General features: G+C 61.9%; 23 protein-coding genes and 3 pseudogenes. 12 read left to right on the forward strand and 14 right to left on the reverse strand.

Annotated features, from left to right (window positions below; genetic code table 11):
* The 3 genes from J2S97_RS03300 to solA form a co-directional block, all read right to left on the reverse strand.
* Positions 1–434, reverse strand: a 434-nt coding sequence (locus J2S97_RS03300; protein ID WP_307046568.1) for a transporter substrate-binding domain-containing protein, incomplete at its 3' end; no start/stop codon positions are given.
* Between the two features lie 744 nt (positions 435–1,178).
* Positions 1,179–1,853: a haloacid dehalogenase type II gene (locus J2S97_RS03305; protein WP_307046570.1), complete on the reverse strand. Its 675-nt coding sequence runs from the start codon at positions 1,851–1,853 to the stop codon at positions 1,179–1,181.
* An 88-nt stretch (positions 1,854–1,941) separates the two neighbouring features.
* Entirely contained in the window at positions 1,942–3,138 is a 1,197-nt protein-coding gene (gene solA, locus J2S97_RS03310) for an N-methyl-L-tryptophan oxidase (protein WP_307046573.1), read from the reverse strand.
* 169 nt (positions 3,139–3,307) lie between these two features.
* On the opposite strand from solA, the gene J2S97_RS03315 reads away from it, so the two are divergent.
* From J2S97_RS03315 to J2S97_RS23945, 7 genes and pseudogenes are all read left to right on the forward strand, one after another.
* On the forward strand, positions 3,308–4,210 hold the full coding sequence (locus J2S97_RS03315; RefSeq protein WP_307046575.1) for a LysR substrate-binding domain-containing protein: 903 nt from the start codon (positions 3,308–3,310) through the stop codon (positions 4,208–4,210).
* A gap of 237 nt (positions 4,211–4,447) precedes the next feature.
* Positions 4,448–4,795: a cupin domain-containing protein gene (locus J2S97_RS03320; protein ID WP_307046577.1), complete on the forward strand. Its 348-nt coding sequence runs from the start codon at positions 4,448–4,450 to the stop codon at positions 4,793–4,795.
* Between the two features lie 687 nt (positions 4,796–5,482).
* A complete protein-coding gene (locus J2S97_RS03325; protein WP_307046579.1) occupies positions 5,483–6,163 on the forward strand; it encodes an aspartate/glutamate racemase family protein in 681 nt (226 codons plus the stop codon).
* Positions 6,164–6,192: 29 nt separating this feature from the next.
* Positions 6,193–7,479, forward strand: coding sequence for a 3-oxo-tetronate kinase (gene otnK / locus J2S97_RS03330; protein ID WP_307046581.1), 1,287 nt, complete (start codon positions 6,193–6,195; stop codon positions 7,477–7,479).
* 5 nt (positions 7,480–7,484) lie between these two features.
* Positions 7,485–8,105, forward strand: coding sequence for a 3-oxo-tetronate 4-phosphate decarboxylase (otnC, locus tag J2S97_RS03335; RefSeq protein WP_307046584.1), 621 nt, complete (start codon positions 7,485–7,487; stop codon positions 8,103–8,105).
* Positions 8,106–8,159: 54 nt separating this feature from the next.
* Complete coding sequence (locus tag J2S97_RS03340) at positions 8,160–8,321, forward strand: FAD-dependent oxidoreductase (RefSeq protein ID WP_307046586.1); 162 nt, start codon at positions 8,160–8,162, stop codon at positions 8,319–8,321.
* A 20-nt stretch (positions 8,322–8,341) separates the two neighbouring features.
* A pseudogene (locus tag J2S97_RS23945) lies at positions 8,342–9,457 on the forward strand (NAD(P)/FAD-dependent oxidoreductase); the annotation flags it as partial.
* Between the two features lie 55 nt (positions 9,458–9,512).
* Here the strand turns inward: J2S97_RS23945 and J2S97_RS03345 are convergent.
* From J2S97_RS03345 to J2S97_RS03360, 4 genes and pseudogenes are all read right to left on the reverse strand, one after another.
* Positions 9,513–10,092 (reverse strand): annotated as a pseudogene (locus J2S97_RS03345) (adenylate kinase).
* Between the two features lie 66 nt (positions 10,093–10,158).
* A pseudogene (locus J2S97_RS03350) lies at positions 10,159–11,044 on the reverse strand (NAD(P)(+) transhydrogenase (Re/Si-specific) subunit beta); the annotation flags it as partial.
* Between the two features lie 178 nt (positions 11,045–11,222).
* The gene (locus J2S97_RS03355) at positions 11,223–11,654 is read right to left on the reverse strand and encodes a DUF309 domain-containing protein (protein ID WP_307046588.1); all 432 of its coding nucleotides are present in this window, start codon (positions 11,652–11,654) and stop codon (positions 11,223–11,225) included.
* 159 nt (positions 11,655–11,813) lie between these two features.
* Positions 11,814–12,188: a response regulator transcription factor gene (locus J2S97_RS03360; protein WP_307046590.1), complete on the reverse strand. Its 375-nt coding sequence runs from the start codon at positions 12,186–12,188 to the stop codon at positions 11,814–11,816.
* Positions 12,189–12,389: 201 nt separating this feature from the next.
* Between J2S97_RS03360 and J2S97_RS03365 the strand changes: the two genes are divergently transcribed.
* Entirely contained in the window at positions 12,390–12,722 is a 333-nt protein-coding gene (locus tag J2S97_RS03365; protein ID WP_307046592.1) for a hypothetical protein, read from the forward strand.
* Positions 12,723–13,155: 433 nt separating this feature from the next.
* Here the strand turns inward: J2S97_RS03365 and J2S97_RS03370 are convergent, their stop codons facing one another.
* From J2S97_RS03370 to J2S97_RS03400, 7 genes are all read right to left on the reverse strand, one after another.
* On the reverse strand, positions 13,156–14,691 hold the full coding sequence (locus tag J2S97_RS03370) for a glycoside hydrolase family 32 protein (protein ID WP_307046594.1): 1,536 nt from the start codon (positions 14,689–14,691) through the stop codon (positions 13,156–13,158).
* Positions 14,684–14,827 carry a hypothetical protein gene (locus J2S97_RS03375; protein WP_307046596.1) on the reverse strand — a complete coding sequence of 48 codons (144 nt, stop codon included), beginning with the start codon at positions 14,825–14,827 and terminating at the stop codon, positions 14,684–14,686. The genes J2S97_RS03370 and J2S97_RS03375 overlap by 8 nt, the downstream gene beginning before the upstream one ends.
* Before the next feature lie 101 nt (positions 14,828–14,928).
* A complete protein-coding gene (locus J2S97_RS03380; RefSeq protein ID WP_307046597.1) occupies positions 14,929–15,972 on the reverse strand; it encodes a LacI family DNA-binding transcriptional regulator in 1,044 nt (347 codons plus the stop codon).
* 151 nt (positions 15,973–16,123) lie between these two features.
* Positions 16,124–17,479 carry a right-handed parallel beta-helix repeat-containing protein gene (locus tag J2S97_RS03385; protein ID WP_307046599.1) on the reverse strand — a complete coding sequence of 452 codons (1,356 nt, stop codon included), beginning with the start codon at positions 17,477–17,479 and terminating at the stop codon, positions 16,124–16,126.
* Between the two features lie 27 nt (positions 17,480–17,506).
* Positions 17,507–18,520 (reverse strand): carbohydrate ABC transporter permease, encoded by a 1,014-nt coding sequence (locus J2S97_RS03390; RefSeq protein ID WP_307046601.1) that lies wholly within the window; start codon positions 18,518–18,520, stop codon positions 17,507–17,509.
* On the reverse strand, positions 18,520–19,407 hold the full coding sequence (locus J2S97_RS03395; RefSeq protein ID WP_307046603.1) for a carbohydrate ABC transporter permease: 888 nt from the start codon (positions 19,405–19,407) through the stop codon (positions 18,520–18,522). Before J2S97_RS03395 ends, J2S97_RS03390 begins: the two co-directional genes overlap by 1 nt.
* Before the next feature lie 83 nt (positions 19,408–19,490).
* Positions 19,491–20,768, reverse strand: a complete 1,278-nt coding sequence (locus J2S97_RS03400) for an ABC transporter substrate-binding protein (RefSeq protein ID WP_307046605.1) — start codon at positions 20,766–20,768, stop codon at positions 19,491–19,493.
* 356 nt (positions 20,769–21,124) lie between these two features.
* Between J2S97_RS03400 and J2S97_RS03405 the strand changes: the two genes are divergently transcribed.
* The 4 genes from J2S97_RS03405 (at position 21,125) to J2S97_RS03420 (ending at position 24,873) form a co-directional block, all read left to right on the forward strand.
* Positions 21,125–21,316, forward strand: a complete 192-nt coding sequence (locus J2S97_RS03405; RefSeq protein ID WP_307046607.1) for a hypothetical protein — start codon at positions 21,125–21,127, stop codon at positions 21,314–21,316.
* Positions 21,317–21,369: 53 nt separating this feature from the next.
* The gene (locus J2S97_RS03410; protein WP_307046609.1) at positions 21,370–22,575 is read left to right on the forward strand and encodes a NosD domain-containing protein; all 1,206 of its coding nucleotides are present in this window, start codon (positions 21,370–21,372) and stop codon (positions 22,573–22,575) included.
* A 98-nt stretch (positions 22,576–22,673) separates the two neighbouring features.
* Positions 22,674–24,077: a glycoside hydrolase family 32 protein gene (locus tag J2S97_RS03415; protein ID WP_307046611.1), complete on the forward strand. Its 1,404-nt coding sequence runs from the start codon at positions 22,674–22,676 to the stop codon at positions 24,075–24,077.
* Between the two features lie 337 nt (positions 24,078–24,414).
* Complete coding sequence (locus J2S97_RS03420) at positions 24,415–24,873, forward strand: GNAT family N-acetyltransferase (protein WP_307047728.1); 459 nt, start codon at positions 24,415–24,417, stop codon at positions 24,871–24,873.
* Positions 24,874–24,952: the final 79 nt, after the last annotated feature.

A 24,952-nucleotide genomic window follows, 5' to 3' on the forward strand; every position in this document is an offset into this window, starting at 1 on the left:
TCCAGGACCTTCAGCCGCTCTTCGGTGGCGGACATCGTGGTGGCGGTGAAGTCGTACCGGCCGCCGTCGATACCGGGAATGATCGTGTCGAACGCTGTGTTCTCGAACTTCAGCTTCAGGCCCAGCTTTTTGGCCACCAGACGGGCGAGGTCCGGGTTTACGCCGATCGGGGTGGAGTTGTCCTCGGCCAGGAACGTCATGGGCGGGGAACTCAGATCCATCGCCACCGTCAGTTGACCCTTGGCCTTGAAGGACTCCGGCAACAACGCGACCGCGGCCGGATCGGGCTGGACACCCTCGGAGACATCACGAGTGTTCTGCGTCTTCGGAATGTCCGCCCCCGACGTGCCCGTAGCCGCGCCGCCACAGCCACTCAAAGCCAACAGGACAACAAGCCCCGCAGCCGCCGTCTGGATCTTATTACAAGTCTTCATGATGCTTCCCTTCAAATGGCCTTCAGTGGCAGAGGCGCGCCCTGTAGCAGGTGCAGGCTTTTTGATGCCCTTCGGGATCCTTATGCCATGGGCGAGGCGTGGTCTCCGACGCTTCACGCCAGCTGTGATTTGTATCTCGTTCTGCACCACTAATAAAACTCTGAATGTCGTCCAATGTCAACAGTAGAACAGTCCAAATTTCAACTGTTGAACAGTCTCTTCCTTTTTGGGCCTTGGATCCTGCCGGACGGGTGCTTCGCGTAAGAGCAGGACGGCTTTGAACGGCGCCCTGGCGACTGAGCCAACGCAGACGAGATGCCTGTCCAGGAATCGACGAGGCTTTCCTCGGCGTCAAAGGCTCGGACGCTGGGCTTTGCAAGATGCCCGTCTTCTCGATCCTCAGCGGGTGCGGAACCATTACCGAACCGGACGGCAACAGCTTCGATATCGGACCCGGTACCCTCTTCGTGACCCCGCGGGCTGGGAGGGTCACTAAACCATCCACGAAACGCTCCGGAAGATGTGGGTTGTGGCGGATGTTCCCGCCACAACCGAATAACCGGGGAAAACCAACCGGCGAAACCTTGCCGGGGACTGTAGGTGCGTTCACTGATAGAGCGTTGAAAGAGTCTTTAAAAAGCCAAAGGGCCTGAGCCCGGTGCAATACCGTGCTCAGGCCCTCGCAGCTAGCGCTCGTATCTAGCCAGTCCGTCTCACTTCTCTGAACAGGTCTTGGCCCGGGGTTCAGAGACCCAGGTGCTTGTTCAGCTCGTCCAAGGACTTGACGGTGAAGATGTTGTAGCCATCGGCGAAGGGTTCAGCGCCACGGTCAAGCATGACAAGGTCCCGGAAACCCAGGTTGTACATCGGGATGTGGTCGTACAGTGGGTGCGAGGAGACATGCAGGAAGTCCTCTGGCTTGGCGTTCAGGGTGTCCAGCATGTACTCAAACGCCTGGAGTCGCGGCTTGTAGGCCCCGGCCTGCTCGGCGGTAAGCACGGCGTGCCAATCTGCACCGAGCTTGGGAATGCTGATGTCCAGGAAGCTTTCGTCGGCGTTGGACAGAGCCACCAGCTTGTAGTTGTCGCCCTGGAGCTTCAGCGCAGCCGGCACGTCCTCGTGGGCAACGGCGTTGCGTACAGCCTCAGCGAGCTCTGCGCCGGCACCGGGGGTCGGCCCGATGTCAAACCGCTTGCATGCGCGGTCAAAGGCATCCTGAAGGATCTGCTCGTAGGGCTTGTAGTCGCCATTGACTTCGTCAAACCGGTATGCACGGAAAACCTTCTTGAAGACCAGCCACTGATCGTCCGGGATGCGGTCACCGAGCAGGCGCTGGGTGGTGGGATAAATGTTGAAGTTGATCAGCGTGCCGTAGACATCATAAGAGATGTACTTTGGCCGGAAGTTCGTGTCTGCCATTATTAGTCCGTTCCTAGTTGTTTTGTATTTTTTGCGGGTTGAGATTTCAACAATTGCCGACCGGTAATGGATCACCTTTGTTGAACGATCAGTGCTGCCCTTGGCTCAGAGCCAGTGACGTGAGTCGCGTGTCGGGTCCGAGGAACCGTGCTGGGTTCATGAAACTGACGTCGGTGGCCGTTGTTCCGTCCAGCAGGATGTCGGCGGCAATAGCTCCCAGTGCAGAAGCCATCTTGAATCCGTGGCCGGAGAAGCCGGCCGCCACGACGACGCCTTCCATTCCGGGCACTGTGCCGAACAGCGCGGTCGTATCAGGCAAATGACCGTCCGCGCACGTGGCAACCCGCACCGGGTCCGGAATCAGTCCCGGAATGAACTCCCGGACCCATGCCCGGATGGTGTCCAAATGCTGAGGATCCCAGGTGGGAGGCTTTTCCATGGACTCAACTTCGTCCAGAAATATGCTCGCGACGACTTTTACTGTCCAACCGTCAGCGCTCGGGAACCCGTAGAACTGGGCGTTGTCCGACCTTCCGTCTTCCTCCGCCCTCCTGAGGAAGACCGGCATTTCTTCCCTGCAGAATGCTGTCGGATCCACAACGGGGAACCATGTCAGGATCTGCGGCAGGACGGAAAGGTGAACACCGAGTTCCTTGCACACCGCTCCCGCACCATTGCCCTGCGAGACGATCACCCGGGAGGCGATGATTTCTTCTTGATCGGTCCGCACGATGTACCGGTCACCGTACGGCTCAACGCTGTGCGCCTTCCGGTTTCCCAGGAACTTGGCACCAAGCCGGGTGGCCTCCACGAGTGCGGCGGTCACGGCCTTCTCTGAATGCAGGTAGCCACCCTCAGGGTCAAAGATCGTGACATCCATGTCCCTGATTACGTGTTCGGGATACCTTGCCCTGGCTTCGTCGCCCCGGAGCATCTCGTAGTCAAGGTCATTGTCTTTCCCGGCGGCAAGGAGCGATGCCAGCCGCGGATTGTGCTCGTCATAGATCGTGACAGCGCCCGTAGTGTTGAGCAGCCGGGTACCGCTGATTTTTTCCAGGTCACGCCACAGGTCCTGCGACCTTTGCAAAAGGGGTGTGTAATGCCCGCCTTCCGCGTAGACCTTGCGAAAAAGGCGCGATTCGCCGGCGTAGGCAGAGAAGGGGCCGGGGATCGAAAACCTGTCTACTCCAATTACCCGCTGACCACGGGAGGCGAGTTGCCAACTCGCCATGCTTCCTACTGAGCCAACTCCGACGATCACAACGTCCGCTTCGAGTGCAGTCATGCCCATACCTTGCTTTCCCTTATTACAAGCCGTTGTCCCGATCCCGGGTCTGCCTCTGAAGGGCACCAACTTCGGCTGTGCTTCCAGTCAGATCAGCGTACGACACAAGAAGGTGATGATTAATAGCCCATGAGAGAATGCATTGTTTCCAAAAACGAAAGAAGACGTCATGGACCTTACATCAATCGACGATTTGGATTTCTTTGAACAGATTTCCCGTTCCCAGAGCCTGACAGAAGCGGCGAGGAACTGGGGAAAGTCGGTGTCAGCTGTGAGCAAACGCCTCGCCGCACTTGAGTCGCGGCTGGGGGTACCACTGGTCCGGCGCAGCACCCGCCGGCTGACGCTCACGGAAGAGGGGCAGCTCTATGCCACAGGCGCCTTGACCATCCTGCAGCAGAAAACCGATCTCGAAGAAGCCCTGTCCATGCAGCATGGTGAGCTCAAGGGACGCATTACTGTGCATTCGAGCCTGGGGATCGGACGTAAGCACATTGCGCCGCTGCTGGGGGAGTTCGTCCGGCAGCACCCTTTGATCGAGATAGACCTGGGGCTTTCTCCGCTGCCTTTGAACATCTCGGGTACGAATTTCGACATCGCCATCCGGGTCGGAGGACTGTCCGACTCCAGGCTCAAGGCAAAACTGCTGGCACGGAACCGGAGGATTGTGTGCGCGGCGCCCAGCTACTTTGACAGCGCCCCGCCGCTGCAGACCATTAGGGACCTGGAGCGGCACAACTGCATCGTCCTGCGAGAAAACAATAGCGACTATTCACTGTGGCGCTTTGGCGAGAAGGAGCAGGAATACGTCGACGTCAGGGGAAGCATGATCAGTGACGACGGGGATGTGGTGACGGACTGGTGCATCCAGGGCCTCGGCTTGATCATGCGATCTACGTGGCACGTCAACCCGCTGATCCAGCAGGGAGTACTTCAGCAGGTCCTTCCGGACGTCCAGACGCCCAGCGCCGACATTTACGCCCTCTACCCCTCCACGGACAGGACACCACGCCGGATCACCGCGGCCATCGAGCATCTGAGGCAGGGCCTTGCGGCGAGGATCGGTTCTTAGTGTGAGGCCGACCATGGCGCGGACCGCTGCAGGGGCGGGCTGAGGAGGAAGATCCACCAGCTCGTCACGGACACTGCGTGCCCCTGGTCGCGTGCGCAACTGCTGGACGCGGCCCGAACTTAAGGGGCGCATCAACTGCGGCGATGTGAAGGGGTTTTGAATCGGGGTGTGATAGACGCGTGCTGATCCAATAGAGTAGAATTGTCAACAATTCACGATCCACTGGAAGGAAAAACCATGCGTCCATACGTATACGTCCCTGCAGCTGAGGTTCAGGGCGAGCTCGAGCCCAACGGCTACCGCGCCGGCTACGACTCAGGTGATCCAAAGACGGCAATCCTGAAGTTCGACACCGAGGTCAAGACCGGTGTCTGGGAATGCCAGCCCGGCGGCTGGGACATCACCCCTCGCGAGGACACCGAGCTGTGCTACATCGTGAGCGGCCGCGTGACCGTAACAGACGGCGATACCGGCAACGTTTATGAGGTCTCTGCCGGCGACGTGGTCGTGCAGCCCAAGGGCTGGTCGGGCCGCTGGGTGGTCACCGAGACCATCCGCAAGGTCTACTGCCACGGCTTCGACTGATCATCATCTGACCTGACGCTAAACTGTGGCGGGCCGTACCCTCATGGGGGTGCGGCCCGCTCGCGTCTCCGGCACCGCAGCAGGATCAAGTCGCGTTCCAGCGTCGCTCATTGTGATCGCCTGCACCATGACTGCTCCTTCCCATCTTTCACTCGCTAATGCGACATCCCGAGTCCGGGCTTGGTGGACTTCCAGTCACACGAACGTACCAGACAAGAAGCTCACGACTAGTCGCACTTGAAGCAAAGCATTGTTTCCAAAAACGAAAGAAGTAGGAAATGGGCTTTCGATCCATTGATCGCGGCGGTCAGTTGCTCGCCTCGTTCTTGATGTTCCCGCCGCTGCCGAATAATCCCGGAAACCCACTTGGCGGGCAAGAGTCCTTAACCACGCTGGATTGCTCCCCGGAAGTTGGATTGAGAAATCAGTCTCCCGGGGAGCATTTTTGTGCCGTCACGCGGACGATCTCCTGCTTCTTGCGTTTTTAGAAATATTGCATTCCCTTATGTGCTGTTAATCAGCATCTTCTTGTGTCCTACGCTGGTTTGACCGGAAGCACAGCCGGTAGTGCACTCAGAGGCAAACCCGGAATCGGGATCACGGCGCTCAAAAAGGAAGAGACGCAACCATGACCCCCCTCACGATGCTGCAGTTTCATCAGTCGCTGCAAAGAGCAGAAAGAAGATCATGAACTCACCCTTGAACACCATCGCAATGCTGCACACGGTGCCTGGCCTGGTAACGGACATGGAAGCCCGGGCCCGGGAGACGGTTGCCGGCCTCCGCGTCCTGCACTACGTGGACGAGTCATTGCTCCAGGACACCATTGCCCACGGAACAACGCCAGGACATGTTCGACGGCGGCTGGTCAACTATGCCCGCTACGCCGAGGAATCCGGTGCACAGGCATTGCTAGTCAGCTGCTCCTCCATCGGCGAAGCTGCAACCGCTGCCGCCGACTTCGTCTCCATCCCTGTCCTGCGCATCGACACTCCAATGGCCGAGGTCGCCGTACTATCCGGCGACAGGATCGGCGTGCTCGCGACCCTGTCTGCGACCCTTGGACCAACCACGCGGCTCGTCCAGGACTCAGCCAAAAGGCAGGACATGACGCCAACCATCACCGCCAGAATAGTCGACGGCGCTTTCTCCGCCCTCCGCGCAGGCGACCGGGCGATGCATGACAGGTTGGTGCTCACCGCTTTCTCAGAACTGGCAGCGGAATGCGACGTCGTCGTTCTCGCCCAAGCGTCCATGGCTCGCGTCATTGAGCACACCCAGGATCAGGCCGGAGGACCCACCGTCCTTACTTCCCCCGACTCCGGGATGTCCCAGCTCAGCACTCTCTTCCCTTCCAAAGACTCCTAATTACGTCACTACCCGAGAAGGACCCGACTATGTCAAACACTGAAATGACAGCGAATGTCCCATGGCTGGGAGTTATAGCAGACGACTTCACCGGAGCCTCCGACGTGGCCGGCACTCTGGTGGGCGCCGGGATGCGGGTTGTGCAGACCTTCGGCCTCCCCGACCCGTCGATGCAGCTGCACGATGTCGACTGCATAGTCGTTTCCCTGAAGATCCGCAGCGTTCCCGCCGCCGAGGCTGTAGAAGAGTCCCTGGCCGCGGCACGCGCCCTCAAGTCCCGAGGCGTCCAGCAGCTGTACTTCAAATACTGCTCCACGTTCGACTCAACCCCGGAAGGCAACATCGGCCCGGTGGCCGACGCCCTGCGCAAAGAGTTCGTCCCGGCCGGCCAGATCACAGTCGTCGCTCCCGGTACTCCTGCACTGCGGCGGACCGTGTACAACGGTGTGCTGTTTGCAGGCACGGACCTGCTCCAGGAATCATCCATGCGGAACCACCCGCTGACCCCGATGACCGATTCGAGCGTGCCAAGGCTGCTCCAGGCCCAAACCAAAAACCTCGTGGGCCACATCGGCACCAGCGCGATAGAAGCCGGTGCCCCCACAGTTCAATCCCACTTCCAGACCCTGAGCGGCCAAGGTACCCAGTACGCCGTCGTTGACACTCTTACTTACAGCCACCTGGCAGTGCTGGGGACTGCAGTGCTCGATCACCCGCTTGTCACCGGCGGATCGGGACTGGTCGGTGGGCTGGCAGCTGCCCGCGGGTTCCGCGTCCACGCAGAATCGGCGAGCGCCGCGAGGCCAACGGGCCCGGCCGCCGTCGTCGCCGGCAGCTGCTCGGAGATGACGAACGTCCAGATCGACACGTTCCGGCAGTTCCGCCCCTGTTTCCTGGTTGACCCTGTGGCCATCGTGGAAGGACACGACGTCGTCACCGAAGCGCTGCTGTTCGCGTGGGAGAATCTTGCGGACGGCCCGATCCTGATCCATTCCACCGCCTCCCCACAGGAAGTCTCAAGAGCGCAAAGGCAACTTGGTCGGGCCCGCGCCGCGGAGATAACCGAAGACAGTCTTTCCACGATCGCCGAAGGGCTCGTCGGCTTAGGCTGCCGCCAACTTATCGTCGCCGGCGGAGAAACCTCCGGCGCTGTCGTCCGCAGGCTCGGCATCACCACAGCCCGTGTCGGCAAGGAAGTCTCTCCCGGCGTGCCATGGCTGAAAACGGAAACTGACCCCGGGCTGTCCATCCTGCTCAAATCCGGAAACCTCGGAATGCCGGGACTTTTCCTTGACGCATGGGACCACAACCGGTGACCGACATGGATAGCCGCAACGAGCTCGTCCGACTGGCCAGGTCCCTGCACCAAAGAGGACTAACCAGGGGAACATCCGGAAACCTCAGCGCCCGGGTGGGGGGCGGAATGCTGGTCACGCCGACCAACGCCTCCCTGGGTGAACTCACAACAGACGATCTGGCCATGGTCTCCGACACCGGTGAACACCTGTCCGGAGCCCGCCCGTCCAAAGAGGCATTCCTGCACCTGGCGATGTACCGGGCGAGGCCGCAGGACCATGCCGCAGTCCATCTGCATTCCACCTATGCCACCGCCCTTTCATGCCTGGACGACCTGGACGACGATGACGTTCTGCCACCCTTGACGGCCTATTTTGTAATGAGGGTCGGACGGCTCGTCCGGTTGCCTTATTTCGCACCGGGAGACCAAGGCCTGGGCGAGGCGGCCCAAAAAGCCGCAGAATCGACCCGCGCCCTGCTGCTGGCGAACCATGGACCGATCGTTTCCGCGCCTTCCCTGGCACAAGCAGTGGACGCTGTTGAGGAAGTAGAAGAAACAGCACGAGTGTTCTTTCTCCTCCAAGGCCACGCGACGCGACCCCTCCAACCCGCCCAGGTGGCCCGACTCTCCGCAACCCGCACCTAGTAACAGAGGAACTTGCCATGGGAAACCACACCACCACCGCCTAAGGAATTATTAATGAAAATCGCCGTTATCGGAGCAGGAGTAATCGGCGTCTCCATCGCCGCCGAGGCAGCTGCCCGTGGGGCTGATGTAATGCTTATCGACAAGAACGCCCCGGGCTCCGGGACTTCCTCAATCACTTACGCATGGGTTAATTCGAATGGCAAGGAACCGTAGGCTAATACGAACTAAACCGCGCCGGCCTTGAAGCACACCACCGGCTTGCCGGCACCGGTGCGGACTGGTTTCGACCCACCGGTCACATCGAACTCGCCGCTACGCCTGAGCACGCCGACGAACTCCAGCGCCGATTGGAACGGTTGGGTCAATTGGGGTACGAAGTTACAGGCATCAGCAGCTCAACCGCCAGCGAACTCATCCCGGACCTGATCGTTCCTGAGGACTGCACCGCCGTAGCGCACTTCCCGAACGAAGCACACTGCTACCCGGCCCTTTACATACGTCACCAACTCCGGCGTGCCAAGCAGCTCGGTGTTTGTCTTCGCGTCGGAACGGCCGTGGCATCATTTGAAGAGACTGCTGAGGGCGTGAACGTCATCCTCAGCGACGGCACCAGTATCCTCGTGGACCAAGTGATCAGTGCCGTTGGACGGTGGACGAATGACATCACAGCAGCAGCAGGATTGGGTCCGGTTGTCACCGAGTACCAAGAGCCAGGAGATGTGACAGTGGGGTATCTCGCCGTCACGACCCCCCTGCCTGTAGCCATAGACCGGGTTCTCACCAGCCCGAAGCTTAACGTTCGCCCTGCTGGCGGTGGGCGCTTGTTACTGCAGGCGCTCGATCTTGATACGACCGCGTCGGCTGATACTGTCCCTGCCATCGGTTCGGATTTGGCACGCGAGTTTGTCCGGCGGCTCCAAGAGATCCTGAAGAACACAGGAAACGCTCACATCACCGAACTCCATGCCGGAGTCCGAGCCATGCCTGCTGATGGGCGCAGTGTCATCGGCGCCGTCCCGTCCAGGCCCTGGCTTTACCTCGTCGTCACTCACAGCGGCGTGACCTTGGCCCCGTTCTTGGGACCGGCAGTCGCAGGGGAGGTATTTGCTGAGCCGAGCCGCTTTTTGATGAATTCCGGCCCACAAGGCTGTTGGACAGCTACCGCCACGAGGCCTTGGCCGCGCCCCGCAAGCCCGGGGAGCAATAATCAAAACGCTGACACGCCAGTGACGTACGGGCCCGCACCCTCGGTGAGGGTACGGCCCGTTCGCGCTTTCGGCACCACGGCGGGGGTGACCCAGGACTACGCCGTGGCCGGGATCGCCGACGCCGACCTTAGGTTCCGATAATGGCCACCCACTTGGCTCCTCTGTATATGGGGGGATCCTTCGAGGAGCCTGCCGTTCAGACCGCCCGGAAAACTTTGATGGCCCGCATGACACGGTCGGTAACCTCGTCTATGAAGCCAATGCCGTTCACCTGGGTCAGGATGCCGCGCTCGGCGTACGCGGCCACAACGGCCTCGGTCTGCTCACGGTAGAGGTCCAGGCGGTGGCGGATGACCGCCTCATTGTCGTCGCTGCGTCAAGATTCCTTCGCACGGCCCAGAAGCCGTATGCAACGAGTTCCTCGTCGTCCGCGGTCAGCTGGAGCACGACGTCGACGCTCTGGCCGCCTTCGGCGAGAATCCCGTCCAGGTAATCCACCTGTGCAGTGGTGCGGGGGTTACCGTCCAGAAGGAAGCCGTCGTCGACGTCGCTTACACTGAGGCGGTCCCGCACCATCCTGTTCGTTACGCTGTCCGGAACGAAATCCCCGGCGTCATGTACTTCTTGGCCTTGACGCCCAGCGGCGTCTCACCCTTGACGTTGGCACGGAAGATATCACCGGTGGAGATCGCAACGACCCCAACGCGTTCCGAGATGCGTTCGGCCTGCGTACCCTTGCCGGAGCCTGGAGGTCCGATGATAAACATTCTGGTCATCGCATTAGTCCTTCGTAGTGGCACTGCCGTAGCTGCGCGTTGATTGCTTGCTGTATGGGACGCCGGTCAGAAGGCGCGGAGGATGTCTTCGACGCGTGCTTTGGCGTCGCCGAAGAGCATCTGGGAGTTATCGCGGAAGAACAGAGGGTTTTGGACGCCGGCGTATCCAGCGGCCATGGACCGCTTGAACACCACGACGTTCTCAGCCTCCCAGACCCGCAGGGCGGGCATGCCGGCGATGGGGGCTGGACGGGTCCTCGGCGGCGGAGGGGTTGACTGTGTCGTTGGCGCCGATGACGAGGACCACGGAGGTGTCGCCGAGGTCTTCGTTGATCTCGTCCATTTCCAGGACGATGTCGTAGGGGACTTTGGCTTCGGCGATGAGCACGTTCATCTGCCCGGGAAGGCGTCCGGCGACGGGATGGATGCCGAACCTGACGTCTACGCCGCGTTCGCGCAGCTGGTGGGCGAGTTCTGCGACTGGGTACTGCGCCTGGGCGACGGCCATACCGTAGCCGGGTGTAATGACCACGCTGGAGGCGTTGGTCAGCATCTCCGCGGTTGCCTGGGCCGTGATTTCGCGGTGCTCACCGTACTCGGCATCGGCCGCGGAGGGTGCCGCAATGCCGAAGCCGCCGGCAATCACGGAGATAAAGGACCGGTTCATGGCTTTGCACATGATGCAGGACAGGTACGCACCCGAGGAACCGACAAGGGCGCCGGTAATGATGAGCAGGTCGTTGTTCAGCAGGAAACCAGCCGCGGCCGCGGCCCAGCCGGAGTAGCTGTTGAGCATGGCCACGACCACCGGCATGTCACCGCCGTCGATCGAGGCCACCAGATGCCAGCCCAGCCCGAGGGCCAGGGCGGTGACGACGACGAGGAGCCAGAGCTGGGAGTCGTTGACGTACCAGACGGTCAGGGCCACGAACGCGGCGAGGGCGCCGAGGTTTCGCATCCGCAGATCAACGCGCTGCGGGAGCAGCTGCTTGCTCTGCGTGACCGCGAGGTCTTCTTCCTGGGCGTTGACGCCCTGCTCGACGCGGTTGGCGCAACCGTCGAACGCCGCAATCCCTAGCTGAACGAAAGGCCCCATCCGGGCCGATTTCACGAGGCTGTTGGTCGCCCTTTCAGTGGCCGGTCTGCATCCGATCGCGTGCGCAATTCACAACGGCGGACAGGTCGAGCCCGTAGGTCGGCCCTTCGCTGGAACCGTACTCCTCGAGTCGGGCCGTGCCACGCTCGAAAAGCCGGAGCGCGCCAACGCTGTTACCCCGGGCGGCGTGGGTGAGACCGACGCAGATTTGGGCGAGTCCTTGCCATAGGTTGCGTTCTTCGGCGGGCCCAGCTTTCCAGCGGGCCTCGAGGACCTCATGGGCGGCGAAGGGTCGGCCGGCTTCCACCAAGCTCTTGGCTGAGACCAAAGTCTGCTCCGGCGGCAGCGGCTCCTCCGAGACCGGTTCGACGCCAGCGCTTCCATACGGCAGTGGCCGCCCGAGGGCGTCACGTGGCCGGGCCTGTCGCGGGCGCCTTGAAGCGTCCCGGTCCCTGTCAGTGGTCATTGCAGTTTCCGCCCTGAGCATCCCTGGACCTTCCGAACCTTCATACGCCCAATGCTACGACTGCCCTTCGAACATCCGTCACCGCATTAGGGCTCTCTGCGTGGGCTCGTCGGTGTGGGCGCCAGCCTTTTGCCCCCATCGCGGCGGCAGGGAGCGCTGCTACGTGGCGCTGCGGGCAGGCGAGAGCTTGGTGACTGCGTCCCTGAGCTCGGCGGGGCGGAATGGCTTGTTGAGGTAAGCGGAAGCACCGGCGGCCATGCCGTTGTACTGGTCGCTGGCAGTGGCGCGTGCAGTGATCATCAGCAGTGGTGCCGGACTGAGTTCGCGGATGTCTTTGGCGATCTGCAGCCCGTCCAGGTCAGGCAATCCCAGATCGAGAGTGATGAGTGCCGGCTTCAGGCCGCGTAGCTGGTGGAGGGCGGCAGAAGCTGTCCGGACGGAGCGTACGGTAAACCCTTCGCGCGTGAGTATGAGGCTGATCAGGCCGGCGATGTCCTCGTCATCTTCGATGACAAGGCAGATTCCCCTCGACATGGCGCCCCCGGCTGTTGGTTTGGCTCTAGTCTAGCCATCACCAGCATCACCAGCATCACAAAATGCTGACTGTACGGAAACGGCCCGCGAGCCCGGTGGGCAAATCGGATGCTTGCCGTGCATCGGATCGGGGTCTAGCCTGAACTCGGGAGCACGGTTCCAGCAACGGGCAGAAGCCTCCCCGTCCAAAGGAAACAGTCAGTGTCGACCATCTCCGATTCATATCTCCCGGGCGGCGTCCGCCCGGACGCAAGCCATCCGCCTTACCTCAGATCTTCCACCGTCCCGCAGACCGCGGCCCGTCTGCACCGACGCGCACCCCGGCGCACCCCGGAGGTCCTGCAGCTTGGCGGCAAGTACATCCACTGCGGCGAGCCGATGCAGGCCACCGACTCCGCCCTGCACAGTATCTATGCGCCGATGACCACGGAGCACGCGCCCACAGAGCAGACGTCTAACGGACTCCTGGAGGTCTATCTGCGCACCCGGGTCCAGCGCTGCATCTGCGGCTTTCAAATGGAAATACCCGAATAACCGCTCCCGGCGCCTGGCGGGGAGAAGTCGAGTACAGCGGCCCGACCGGACAGATCTGGAGCGTGCTATCCGGACCCCTGTAAGGACAATCCAAGGAGCAGATCATGACACTACCGCCACAACGCGAACCCGAACCGTTTCCGCCCCAACCGGAGCCAACACCTGAATCCCCTGACCCCACCAATCCATTTCCGCCGGGTCCCGGTCCGGACCCGGACCCCGCGCCGGGACGGGTCCCCGGACCCGGGCCCCTGGGACCAGATGCTGATCCGCCCCTCCGGGCCTGGCCGCCCCGGAAGAGATCTCTGCCTGTCTGGGGCGCACGATGAGCGTTCCCGGTCCTGCATGAGGGGTTGGGGCAGATCTCAAGAGCCCCACCGCGCCCGTTGGTGTGTCCCCGACCATGCGCCGAACTGCAGGGCGGTGCTGTCAATTAGGACATGGCCGTGACGGCCAGTTTCCGCACAATGGCCGTGCCGCCTTCCACGCACACGTCGGTGCCCAGGTTCCCGGACCGGGGGAACACCAGATCGCTCAGGACAACCCTGCCGCCTTGGGCGAAGACCTCCACTGAGCACTGGTCGACGATTACACGTAGCCTTAGCACGCCGCCGTCGAGCTTCACCGGTGCGGACTCAGCCGACGCGAACTTTCCGTGGAAGGCGGTGTTTCCGGAGTAGCGGCGATCCAGGGTGAGCCGGCTCGTCACGGCATCAAAGCTGAGAACCGTTGCGGCGCTTCCGCCCGATGCGGCGAGAAGCCTGAGAGCAACGGTCCGGGCCGTGCCGGGCAGGATCTCGGCCTCGATCAGCTGGGCTGATCCGGGCATCGCGTCAGACAGTTGCAACAGGGAGTCCTGAAGTTCCACGTCCTGGATGGTGCGGGCCGGCTCCCCACAGTCCAACGGCAGCACCGGGCGCTGCACCAGGCGCGGCAAACCGTCCACCGTCGCGAGCTCGACCTCGCGGGCAAGCGACATCCCGGAGCGCCACGGAGACGTGGGCAAGGAGTTGGCATAGTCCCAGTTGTTCATCCAGCCGATCATGATGCGGCGGTTCTCCGGGGCATTGCTGAAGGAGACGGCGGCGTAGTAGTCACGTCCCCAGTCGAGCCACAGGCAGTGTCTGAGATCCGTGGTCCCATCGGCATCCGCCGGAACGAGTGAATCAGAGTCTGCGGTGAACTGCACCCCATCGAAGTCGCCGACGAAGTACTGCCCTCCCGAGCCGCCGGCCACTGCACCCGGGTTGATATTGACCACCAGGACCCACTTGACGCTGTCCGGGTCTCCGTCGACGGGGAGCGGGAACAGGTCGGGGCATTCCCATTCGCCTCCTGCGGCGTTTGCAGGGCCGAAGGTGCTCAGGTATTCCCAATCCTTGAGGTTGGCCGAGCGGTACAGCACAACCTGCTGATGCCGGGCCTCCACCGCCACCATGATCCAGCAGGAACCGGCCGGTCCCTCGTGGCGGAACACCTTGGGATCCCGGAAATGGGCCGAGCCGCGGCCAAGCACCGGGTTGCCTGCGTATTTGTTCCACGTCATGCCGGCATCCGTGGAGAACGCGAGAGACTGGGCTTGTGTCCCTTGGTGCACCGATCCTTCCCTGAAGGCGCTCGTGTAGATGGCCACCAAGGCCGGATCTTCCACTGTGCCGAATCCCGATGTATTGCCGTGGTCCACCACGACGCTGCCTGAAAAGACGTCTTCTTCCTCGTCGCAGGCGATGGCAACCGGGTGTTCGGTCCAGTGCAGAAGGTCGGTTGAGGTGGCATGTCCCCAGGACATGTTGCCCCAGACGTTGTCGAAGGGGTTGTTTTGGTAGAAGAGGTGGTAGACGCCCTGGTGCCACACCAGTCCGTTGGGGTCGTTCAGCCAAGTGTTCTTGGCTGTGTAGTGAAGTATCGGCCGGAAGTTGGGGGTGGTTTCTTCGGCGGGGCCGGCAGGGTGCGTTGTTGTTTCAGTCATCGGAGTTCTTTCGGGAAGTCTGGGCCAGTTCCAGAGATCGGATCAGTTCTACCCGTGTTGGCCGGATGTCGATTATGGCCTCGCCGACGACGACGACATCCGTTTCAGGGCATGCGGGAACTGGGGAGCTGTGCATTCGAGGTCCTTGGAAGGTTGGGCGCGTCCTCTACTGGACGCGTTCGAGGTCAGGTGTTGGCGCGAGTAGGTGAGTCCGGTGCTGCTCTACTCAAAGTTCGCTTATGTTTTGGGGGAGGCGACGGAATCGCGAAGAACCATGGGACAGGGAAGAAGGGTCGGGCGAGCGGCGAACAGCTGCAGGTCAGTTTTTCCCTCGATCGCGTCGATCAGGTTCTCGGTTGCCCATGCGCCCATTTCGTAGTGGGGCAGGGCGACGGTTGTCAGTGCGGGGTAGAGGTTCTCGGCGATGAGTTGTTGGTTGTCGAAACCGACGAAGGAAATGTCGTCCGGAATCCTCAGACCAAGTTCCCCGGCGGCCCGGTACGCGCCCATGGCCATGCGGTCGTTGTAGCAGAACACGGCCGTGGGCCGGTTTTGGGGTGTCAGCAGGCGCAGGGCCGCTTGGTGGCCGCCAGGCACCTCCGAATGCTCGGACTGGACCAGTTCTTCGTGGAACGGCAGCCCGGCATCTGCCAGCGTGTCCTTGAAGGCCTTGAGCCGGGAGTGAGTTGCTGGCACGTCGTCGGTGTTATTGAGCATGCCGATCCGCGTGTGCCCGGCGTCGATCAGGGTTTGCACGGCCGACCGTGCGCCGCCCACTTCGTCGGGGATGACGGAGGAAACAGTGTGGCTGATGTCTTCGGAGTCCACCAGGACTGCCGGCAGTCCGGTCAGGTTCCGGGGGACAGCCAGCTTCCGGTGATACATCGTGGCGTACAGGATGCCGTCCACCTGCCGGTCCAGCAGATCCGCCACCTGGCTTTCCTTGGAATCCTGGGAGCTGGTGCTGGTGGAGTTGATGATCATGATGCGGTACCCGCGGGCCCGGGCCGTTTCCTCGGCCCCGAGGATGATCCTGCCTGCGTGCGGGGTGGTGGCGATTTCCTCGCTGATGAACCCGATCATCCCGGAGCGTTGAGTGCGCAGGGCCTGGGCGAGCCGGTTGGGCCCGTAGCCCAGCCGTTGGGCCGCTTCGTGGACCCGTTCTCTCGTTCCTGCGCCCACTCGGGCGTAGGCAACGTCATTGAGGACGTGGGAGACGGTCGTGACAGAGACCCCGGCCGCGGCCGCCACATCCTTGATACCGACTGATCTATTGGTCATTTGGTCTCCCACGTCCTCATGGTGTTAGTGCTCATCCTACGTTCGGCTTATTCGTCCCAGAGGCCGTACTCCGGCCAGCGGCGCGGAAGCCTGTCCTCGACGGGCGGCAGTTCGGCGTGATCCGCGTGCTTTCCGGTTTGATACCAGTAGGCTACCGAGGAATAGTCGCTGCCTTGGTTGTTGGTGTGGCCCTAAAGGCGTTAAGAGCCCTGTCTGCGATAACTTGGGCGTCACTTCCGGAATCAAGGATCGTATTCCGGGCTGATTCGGAATCGACCATGACGGCCGTAACGGCGAGGCCGTCCGAAGCTCCGGTCGTCAACAGGGCGTCCACCTGAGCCTCGAAGCAGGAGTCACTTGAGTTGGATTGAACGTCCTTCGCTACCACGTGGTTGGTGGAGACGAAGTTGCCAACCCCCGCTATCAGCCGGATGATGACAGGCGTTGCACCTGCCGGCCGGATGCTCTGTGAGTCGATGATCTCGGAGAAGTGGTTGCCGATGACAGAGTTGTTGCTGCCGCTGACACAGAGAAGTCCATTGAGGTCGTCCAGTCCGTTGTCGACTCCCAGGAAGGGCGTCCAGGGCTCATGGTCACGCAAGAAATGATTCGTGGCAACGAGGTTCTCCGAACTATTCGCTGCGAGAATCAACATCCCTGGGTAGAACGAATGCAAACGGTTGTTGGTGACGCTGGAACGCGTGACGCCGTTGAGATGGACGCTGCTCGCACCACGGGGGAAGATGTTGTTCGCGGTTATCAGGAGCCCGCCATGGTTCTCGGCGTAGATCGAATGGCCTTTGAAGCCTGCTCCGACCAAGTTGTCGGTGATCTTTGACGCCTGTCCCCACCCGCGCAGCTCGATGCAGCTTCCGCATTCAGCGATGAAGTTGTCGTGAACGGAAAGCGCGTCCGCGTTGTAGATGGTGAGGGCGTTCTCCAGGTAGACGAACCCCATGCCGGTTACGCGGAATGAGTCATTGGCGTTCGCGACATAGATACCGGTCTTGCCGTTGACGTAGGTGTTCTCCGGATGCATCCCCGAGCCATCCGGGTTGAAGTGCAACCCGTCGATGCAGAAGTTGGAGAACTCGACCGAGCTGATCCGCGGGCTCCCACTTCGCTCAACGTAGAAGGCGGTTCCCTTGGATTCCCCGCTGTCTCCGCCGAGGGGAATGTCAACGAGAATGCGACTTCCTCCGGGCCACAGCTCATGCAAGTCAGGCCATTCGTCTTCGGGCACGTTGAACCGGATGCTCGACGACGTAAAGCCGTGTCCCGAGCCATGGATCCTGAGAAAGCTCACGTCGATCACCACCTGCGTACGAAGGCGGTAGTCCCCGGGCGGAATGTAGATCACCGCGCCTGGCTTTCCTCCATTGTTCGCATCGGTGACCGTCTGCCGGTCCTTGATGTCAGCGATGATGCTGTTGATTACTTCACCGACGTCCTCGGACGGATTGCCGACGGGCCATGTAGTCACGTCGTAGTAGTTGTTACTTGACATAGGTTCTTCCCTTTGTGCTGTGGTTTCTCAGCCCTTGACGGCGCCGAGCGTCATGCCTGCGACGATCTTGCGCTGCAAGAGAAGTGTTAGGAGGATGACCGGGATCGAGTAGACGGCGGCCAGTGCCGTCATGGATCCCCAGTCGAGTCCGAACTGGGTCTGGAAGTTTGCGATGACCACGGGGGTGGTCTGGGAGCGGATCGCCGTCATGAGGAGGGCGAAGAGGAACTCGTTCCAGGAGGCCAGGAAGGCGAAGATCGCGGTGACCGCGATGCCGCCGGAGACCACCGGGATGACCACCCGCCACAGGGCGCCGAGCCGGCTGCAGCCATCGACGGTGGCCGCTTCCTCCAGGTCCTTGGGCACGGCTTCGAAGAAGCTGGACATCAGCCAGATGGACAGCGGCAGCGAGATGGTGGTGTGGGCGATGGAGAGGGCAATCGGGGTGTCCGAAAGTCCCACGGAGGACATCATCGATGCCAACGGAATGCCGATGGCTACCGGCGGCACCATGCGGGTGACCAGTGCGGCCATGATAAACACCCGGCCACTCGGTGTCTTGTAGCGGGTGATCCCATACGCCGCGGGGACCGCCAGGACCAGGGACAGCAGGGTGCTGATGATGGCGGTCTGCGTGCTGTTGATGAACGAGGCCAGAACCCCGCTGCGGCCGAGGGCGTTGGTGTAGTTCTCCAGCGTCCATTCCCGGGGCAGGATGGTGGGCGGCACGGCGATGGTGTCGATCGGGGTCTTGAAGGACGTGAACAGCAGGTACAGGAACGGAAAACCGTAGAGCACCATGGCTGCCGCCAGGAGGATCCACAGCAGCGTCCTGGTGCTTCGCTTGCCCGCCTCGAGGCCCTCGGCGTGGTGCCGACGGCGGCGCGGGCCATTGCCGCCCGTCGTCGAAACCTCCGGGCCGTTGTTCGGGCTGGAGCTGGAGTGCACGACGCCGGCGGGCCGGGGACGGTAGGCCACGTCCGGGGCGGCGTTTCCGCTGGTGGTTCCTCCACCGGCTTGGCGTGTTTTGGCGATGCTCATCAGGTGTCCTTTCCTGGCCGCCAGATGGTGGCCACCGCGAAGAACGCGACGGCGAGCATCGCCAGCAGGTAGATGGTGCCCATGGCGCTGGCCAGGCCCGGATCGCCGAAGCGGATCATGGTCCGGTAGATCAGCAGGCTCATGGTTTCGGAGGCGGACTGCGGACCGCCGTTTGTCTGGATGAGGATGGTGTCGAAGGCCCTTGCGGCATCGATTCCGCGGACCACCAGGGCCACGGCGATGACGGGCCGCAGCAGAGGAAGGATGATCCGGAAAAGCAGGGTGTGGGCTCTGGCGCCGTCGAGCCGGGCGGCCTCAATGAGGTCTCCGGGAATGTTCTGGAGTCCGGCGAAGAGGACCAGGCACATGAAGGACGTGGTCAGCCAGATGTCCGGAACGGCCACTGAGAACAGCACGATGTCCGGGTTGGAGAGCCAGCCGATCTGGTTCGGGTTCTGCAGGATGCCGGCCTGGTGCAGGAGGGTGCCAATTAGGCCGAAGTTGTCGATCATCAGGAATTTCCACAGGAGGCCGGCCACGATCGGGGCGATCATCAGCGGGTACAGGAACACGGTCCGCCAGATCTCGGATTTGCGTCCCAGGGTGGTGAACAGCAGGGCCATGCCCAGGCCGAGGGCGAACTCGAGGGTGACCACCATCAGGGTGTAGGCCAGCGTGCGCCAGCCTGCCCCCATGAAGGCCTCCGAGGTGAATGCCCGGACATAGTTGTCCAGGCCGACGAAGTCGCGGGGGCCGCCGGCCATGGGTGAGATCTTGTAGAAGCTGTCCGCGATGAGCCGGAACAGCGGATAGGCCACGAATACTGCCAGGAACAGGGCCGCCGGGGTCATGAGGTAAAGGGCGAAGCGGCGATCGGAGATGCGCACGGTTTTCTCTTCTGTTGGTTGGGGCCACGGCCGGCACCGCACTTGCGAGCGGTGCTGCGCTGGCTGGTGCCGGCCGCGGAGTCTTACTTGAGGAGGTCCTGGATCTGCTTCTTGGCGTCCGCCAGGAGGGCTGCGGTGTCGCCGCCGGCCACGGCCTTCTGCAGGAGGGGAATCAGCACGGTGTCCACGATCTGCTGCCACTTCTCGGTGGCGGGCCGGGTGGCCGTGGCGTCCCCGTTCAGGGTTTCGATGAGAGGCTTGAAGCTTTCGTAGCCGGCCTTGTCCTGGTACTTTTCGAAGGCCGAGATCCGGGAAGCAAGGCCCAGGCTGGATTCAATACCGAGGCTGTTGTTGTCGTAGGCGCACTTGATGAACTTTTTGGCGTTGTCCGTGTTCTTGGTTGCCTTGGGGACGCTCAGATACCACGGTCCAGGGACGCCTGCCACCCCGGCGGAGCCGCCGATCATGGCCGCGGTGCCCACCTTGCCTGCGACGGGGGCGTCCTTGGGGATCTGCCGGTAGGCGTGGGCCCAGAACCGGGTCATGGCGGTCTTGCCTTGGTTGAAGAGGTTCTGGGCGGCGGCCCAGTCCACCTGTGCGGCGCCCGGGGGAGCCGACTTTGTCATGCTGACGTAGAAGTCGAGGGCTTCCTTATGGGCGGCGTTGTCCACGATTACGTTGTTGTTTTCGTCCAGGACCATGGCGGATCCTGCCTGCAGGACGTGGGCGAGCCATTCGGTTTCGACGGCGCCTTTCACGTCCGTGCCGTACATGCCGTCCTTGGTGAAGAATTCAGAGATGTCCTGGTACTGCTTCCAGGTGGTGGGGGCTGCCAGGTCGTAGCCGTACTTTGCCTTGAAATCGGCCTTGTTTTTGGCGTCCTCGAAGAGATCCTTGCGGTACAGGATGATTTCGGCGTTGGTCCACGCCGGCATGCCGATGAAGTGCCCGTCCACTTCGGCTTCTTTCACCAAGGCCGGGAAGATGTCCTTCTTTACGTCGTCGGTGAACAGTTCGTCGATGGGCTGGACGGCGTCCTTGAAGCTGGGAAGCCAGACCGAGTCGAGGGCGGCGACGTCGAAAGAGACGGTACCGGACGAGAATTCGCTGGAGAGCCTGTTGAACAGGCCGTCGTAGGGGAGCTCGACGAAGTTGACGTCGAGTCCGGTGTCTTTCTTGCATTGTTCGGCAACGCCGGTCAGCTCGGCGTGGCCACCGGCTTCAACCAGGACGTTGATGGAGCTGGCGGCGCTTCCGGACGTAGCCGGGCCCCCGGCGCCGCAGGCGGTGGCCGTCAGGGCCACGGCCGTGCAAAGGCCGCCGATGGTGGCGAGCCTGGAGATGGTCTTTCGAGTGGACATCGCTGTCGACTTTCTCTCGGAACGGGATGGCAAGAATGTTTGCGGGGTGAAGAATCGTTTTGCCAAAACGAATTGGCATCACCTTAGGGGCGTCTGCCCGAACGTGTCAAGCGTCACAAAGCGAAAGATTTTGGGCATTGACGTATGGGCCGGCGCAGCCCTAGAGTCATCGTCGCAGGCAGATAAACCGTTTTGGCATACTTTGGCTGATTTGGCAAGTTTTGGCATCCGTCGTGTGCATCCGGTTCCCGCCTGTGGGCGCACCCTCCCGTCCGCCGGCAAACCACCGTTAACGTTCGGCCCCTTCCCAAACTGTCGCACGGCCCAGTTGGGGACCCCCATTCAAAGGAGAACGTATGAAACCCATCCCGGATATCAGCCGCCGGAGTGTGCTGCGCGCTCTCACGGCGTCGGCAGCAGTGGCGGCCGCTGCCTTCACCTTGGCAGCCACCGGCAGCGCTGCCGCCGCAGCACCTGGACAGTTGGCCGCAACGCCCGACGCCGGTCTCCCGCAGTCGGGACACGGCCACCTGATCGGCGTCCTGTAGAAGCACTAGAAGCACCCAGAGTTCAGTCCCCAACGATGTGAGGAGAACCAGCTTTGACCACCGTCTACGACGTCACCACCTCGAGCGTGCCAGGGAATCCCTCCGCTACCCCGTACGACGACATCGGGCTCATCATTAACAGCATCATCGCTGACATCAAGAGCCAGCAGACCAGCCAGGCCTCCAAGCCTGGCGCCGTCATCTACATCCCGCCGGGAGACTACTCCCTCAAAACCCGCGTCAACGTGGACATCAGCTTCCTGACCATCCGCGGATCGGGCCACGGCTTCACCTCCCTGAGCATCCGCTACAACGCCGGCAGCACCTCAGGCTGGCACGAGATCAATCCCGGCGGCAGCCGCGTCCGGGTGGAAAACACCGACGGGAAAACCGACGCCTTCCGGGTCTACCGCACCGGGGATCCACGGCTCAGCGCGGTGGTGTTCGAGAACTTCTGCCTCGACGGCGTGTCCTTCGGTTCCAACGAAAACGACTACACCAACGGCAAAACAGGCATCCGCTTCGATTCTGCCAACGATTCCTGCCGGGTCGAAGGCATGGGGATGGTGTACCTCGAGCATGGCCTTGTGGTGAGGGATACGGACGCCCTGAGCGTCAGCAGCAACTTCCTCGCCGAATGTGGATCATGTGTGGAGCTGACCGGCTCGGGCCAGGCCTCGAAAGTCACCGACAACCTGATTGGCGCCGGCTACGTGGGTTTCTCGATCTTCGCCGAGGGGCACATGGGCCTGCTGGTCACGGGCAACAATGTCTTTCCGAGGAGCAAGAGCAGCGTGCACTTCAAGGACTGCACGCGTTCCTCCATAACGTCCAACCGTTTCCATGCCTTCTACCCCGGCATGGTGAATTTTGAAGGAAGCTGTACGGAGAACCTCGTTGGGGCCAACCACCTCCTGCGCCAGATGGAACCGTTCGATCCCCTCAAGCCATACAACAACGGGTTGGACGATCTCTTCGGCCTGGTGCACATAGCGGGCAGCAACAACACCGTCGCAGGAAACCACTTCAGCTACGACGTTGCCTCCGGGTCTGTCACGCCGTCGGGGCAGACGCCCACCATCATCCTGGTGGCTTCCGGAAACGGCAACTACATCGCCACCAACAACACCGTGTCAGCCATCACGGTGCACACCGTAGTCCTGGATGCATCGACCTCGGGGTCCAAGGTGCTGGACAGCGGCGACAGCAACCAGGTGGTGCGGTACGCGTCCAACTACGCGTTCAGGGCCACGCCGTAACCGCACGGCATAAATAACGACGACGGCGGACGTCGCCCAAGGGTGGGTCCGCCGTCGTCGTACTGCAACGCAAGCCCTTGACGAAAGGTCTGTCAAAGATGACAAGACGCACCAAAGCCTTAACGTCGATCGGGGCGGCCGTGGCACTCACCGCCGCCTCATTCGCCGTTGCCTCCAGTACCGCCCAGGCCACCGACCCGGACCCGGCCACCCAGCAATACCGGCCGTACCTGCACTACACGCCGGAAGCGAACTGGATGAACGACCCCAACGGGCTCGTCTTCCACAACGGGAAATACCACATGTATTACCAGTACAACCCCAACGGGACACGGTGGGGGGACATGAGCTGGGGCCACGGCGGAAGCCCCACCGACGGGGAACTCCAGGTTGAGCTGCTGGCGGGCGGCACGCCGGTACGTACCGCAACGGGCACGAATTCAGGCGACCTGAACTGGCAGAACTGGGACGTTTCCCCCTGGTACGGCCAGATCGCCCGCACCCGGGTTGTGGACAACGCAACGGGGCCATGGGGCCATCTGACGCTTGACCACATGGTGCTGGGTTCGGAGCTGGCGAAGCCCAGGAGCGCTGAAACGACCGTGAACCTTGTGGTCAATGGCCAGACAGTCCGTACCGCCACCGGCAACGACTCCGAACATCTGGAGTGGAAAGCCTGGGACGTCAGCGCCTACAAGGGTAGCCAGGCCACCATCAAAATCGTGGACAACAACCGCGGCGGCTGGGGACACATCCTGGCGGATGAGTTCGTTTCCTCGGATGCCTCCCACCTCGAGCCGCACGATTGGCTGGACTGGGGCAGGGACTACTACGCCACGGTGTCCTTCAACAATGCTCCCGGCGGCAAGCGCATCATGCTGGGCTGGATGAACAACTGGGACTACGGCCAGGACACTCCCTCCACGACGTGGCGCGGGACCATGGCCTTGCCGCGTGAAGTCGTACTGACCCAGACGTCCACTGGCCCGCGGCTGCGGCAGCAGGTGGTGTCCCAGGCCGATGCGTTGAAGAACACGGCAGCCACGTACACGGCGCCGGCCCAGGACATCGCGCCGGGAACAACGACACTTCCAGTCACAGGGGAGGTGGTCCAAGTTGACGCCGAGTTCTCTCCGGGGACGGCGTTGTCGTTTGGCCTGAAGGTCCTTGACAACGGAACCGAAGCAACCCGGATCGGCTACGCTCCGTCCACGAAACGGCTTTCCATCGACAGGACCAACTCCGGCAACGAGGAATTCCATCCAGCCTTCAGTCCGGTAGAGGACCCGCGGGTCGAGTTGATCAATGGCCGGCTCCGCCTGCGCCTGTACGTGGACCGTGCATCCGTGGAGCTCTTCGCCCAGGACGGCCTGACCACCATCACGGACCAGGTCTTCCCAGCTGCTGGCGCGACAAGCATCTCGGTCTTCTCCGAAGGAGGAACCGCGCGGCTCGAAAGCATGACGGTGACTCCCTTGAACCAGGCCATGTGGGGCGGCTGACCTGGTCCGTGTCCGAGGCGCACGTAGCAGTAAGGCCCCAGTTGCAGCCTCGGCGGCTGGGGCCGTGCCGCGCTCAGGTATTCAGTTGTGGCTCACAGTCCAAGCGGACCGTCCACGGCGACGATCGTTTGGCGTTTACAGCTACCGCCGGCGGGCTGCACCAGCGGATACTTGATCATGGAAGTCAGCCCTATAACCTATTCGAGTGCTCTGGGAGCATTTTGATGGGCCGGCTGTTGATCAGTTCCAGCGTGGCTGTTTGTGCATTTGAGGGGTCAGGGTGGACTGCGGCTCACCTGCCCAGCATGATGTAGCCGTGACGACTGATGATTCCGTAATCGGGGCGAGGCCGCGACGGGCAACAACGGCTGACGCCGGTGTGGTGGCACAGCTGCTTCACGACTTCAACGGCGAGTTTTCGACGCCGAGCCCTGGCACAGACGTGCTCACGTCACGGCTGACGCTGCTATTGGCGGGTGAAGACGTGGTCGTGCTGCTGGTCGGCGAGCCAGCGAGTGGCCTTGCGGTGCTTAGTTTCCGGCCGAACGTCTGGTACGAAGGTCCGGTTGCGATCCTTGACGAACTCTATGTCCGTCCGGACCTGCGTGGTCGTCGTCTGGGCAGCGCTCTCCTGGACGCTGCATGTGATCTGTTGCGGGATCGGGGAGGCGCGCTCATGGAAATCAACGTCGATGGCGAGGACACCGGGGCGCGACGATTCTATGAGGCGCATGGGTTCACCAACACCGAACCTGACGGTACGGACCCGATGCTGTACTACTATCGGGAGCTCTGAAGCTTAGAAATTGCCGACTGCCGTGGAACGCCTAAGTCGAGTGCAGACGGACGCGCGATCCTGACCCCGCGTCGAAACC

It is taken from the genome of Arthrobacter oryzae, from assembly GCF_030812315.1.
Lineage (GTDB): Bacteria > Actinomycetota > Actinomycetes > Actinomycetales > Micrococcaceae > Arthrobacter > Arthrobacter oryzae_B.

What these genes read in the sequence shown, in the direction of transcription:
- J2S97_RS03325 (WP_307046579.1), top strand. Translation starts at nt 5,483, where the DNA reads ATGAACTCACCCTTGAACACCATCGCAATGCTGCACACGGTGCCTGGC.
- J2S97_RS03305 (WP_307046570.1), bottom strand. Translation starts at nt 1,853, where the DNA reads ATGGCAGACACGAACTTCCGGCCAAAGTACATCTCTTATGATGTCTAC.
- J2S97_RS03385 (WP_307046599.1), bottom strand. Translation starts at nt 17,479, where the DNA reads ATGTCAAGTAACAACTACTACGACGTGACTACATGGCCCGTCGGCAAT.
- J2S97_RS03400 (WP_307046605.1), bottom strand. Translation starts at nt 20,768, where the DNA reads ATGTCCACTCGAAAGACCATCTCCAGGCTCGCCACCATCGGCGGCCTT.
- J2S97_RS03375 (WP_307046596.1), bottom strand. Translation starts at nt 14,827, where the DNA reads ATGCACAGCTCCCCAGTTCCCGCATGCCCTGAAACGGATGTCGTCGTC.
- solA (WP_307046573.1), bottom strand. Translation starts at nt 3,138, where the DNA reads ATGACTGCACTCGAAGCGGACGTTGTGATCGTCGGAGTTGGCTCAGTA.
- J2S97_RS03315 (WP_307046575.1), top strand. Translation starts at nt 3,308, where the DNA reads ATGGACCTTACATCAATCGACGATTTGGATTTCTTTGAACAGATTTCC.
- J2S97_RS03355 (WP_307046588.1), bottom strand. Translation starts at nt 11,654, where the DNA reads ATGACCACTGACAGGGACCGGGACGCTTCAAGGCGCCCGCGACAGGCC.
- J2S97_RS03380 (WP_307046597.1), bottom strand. Translation starts at nt 15,972, where the DNA reads ATGACCAATAGATCAGTCGGTATCAAGGATGTGGCGGCCGCGGCCGGG.
- J2S97_RS03405 (WP_307046607.1), top strand. Translation starts at nt 21,125, where the DNA reads ATGAAACCCATCCCGGATATCAGCCGCCGGAGTGTGCTGCGCGCTCTC.
- J2S97_RS03320 (WP_307046577.1), top strand. Translation starts at nt 4,448, where the DNA reads ATGCGTCCATACGTATACGTCCCTGCAGCTGAGGTTCAGGGCGAGCTC.
- J2S97_RS03415 (WP_307046611.1), top strand. Translation starts at nt 22,674, where the DNA reads ATGACAAGACGCACCAAAGCCTTAACGTCGATCGGGGCGGCCGTGGCA.
- J2S97_RS03360 (WP_307046590.1), bottom strand. Translation starts at nt 12,188, where the DNA reads ATGTCGAGGGGAATCTGCCTTGTCATCGAAGATGACGAGGACATCGCC.
- otnC (WP_307046584.1), top strand. Translation starts at nt 7,485, where the DNA reads ATGGATAGCCGCAACGAGCTCGTCCGACTGGCCAGGTCCCTGCACCAA.
- J2S97_RS03370 (WP_307046594.1), bottom strand. Translation starts at nt 14,691, where the DNA reads ATGACTGAAACAACAACGCACCCTGCCGGCCCCGCCGAAGAAACCACC.
- J2S97_RS03340 (WP_307046586.1), top strand. Translation starts at nt 8,160, where the DNA reads ATGAAAATCGCCGTTATCGGAGCAGGAGTAATCGGCGTCTCCATCGCC.
- J2S97_RS03390 (WP_307046601.1), bottom strand. Translation starts at nt 18,520, where the DNA reads ATGAGCATCGCCAAAACACGCCAAGCCGGTGGAGGAACCACCAGCGGA.
- otnK (WP_307046581.1), top strand. Translation starts at nt 6,193, where the DNA reads ATGTCAAACACTGAAATGACAGCGAATGTCCCATGGCTGGGAGTTATA.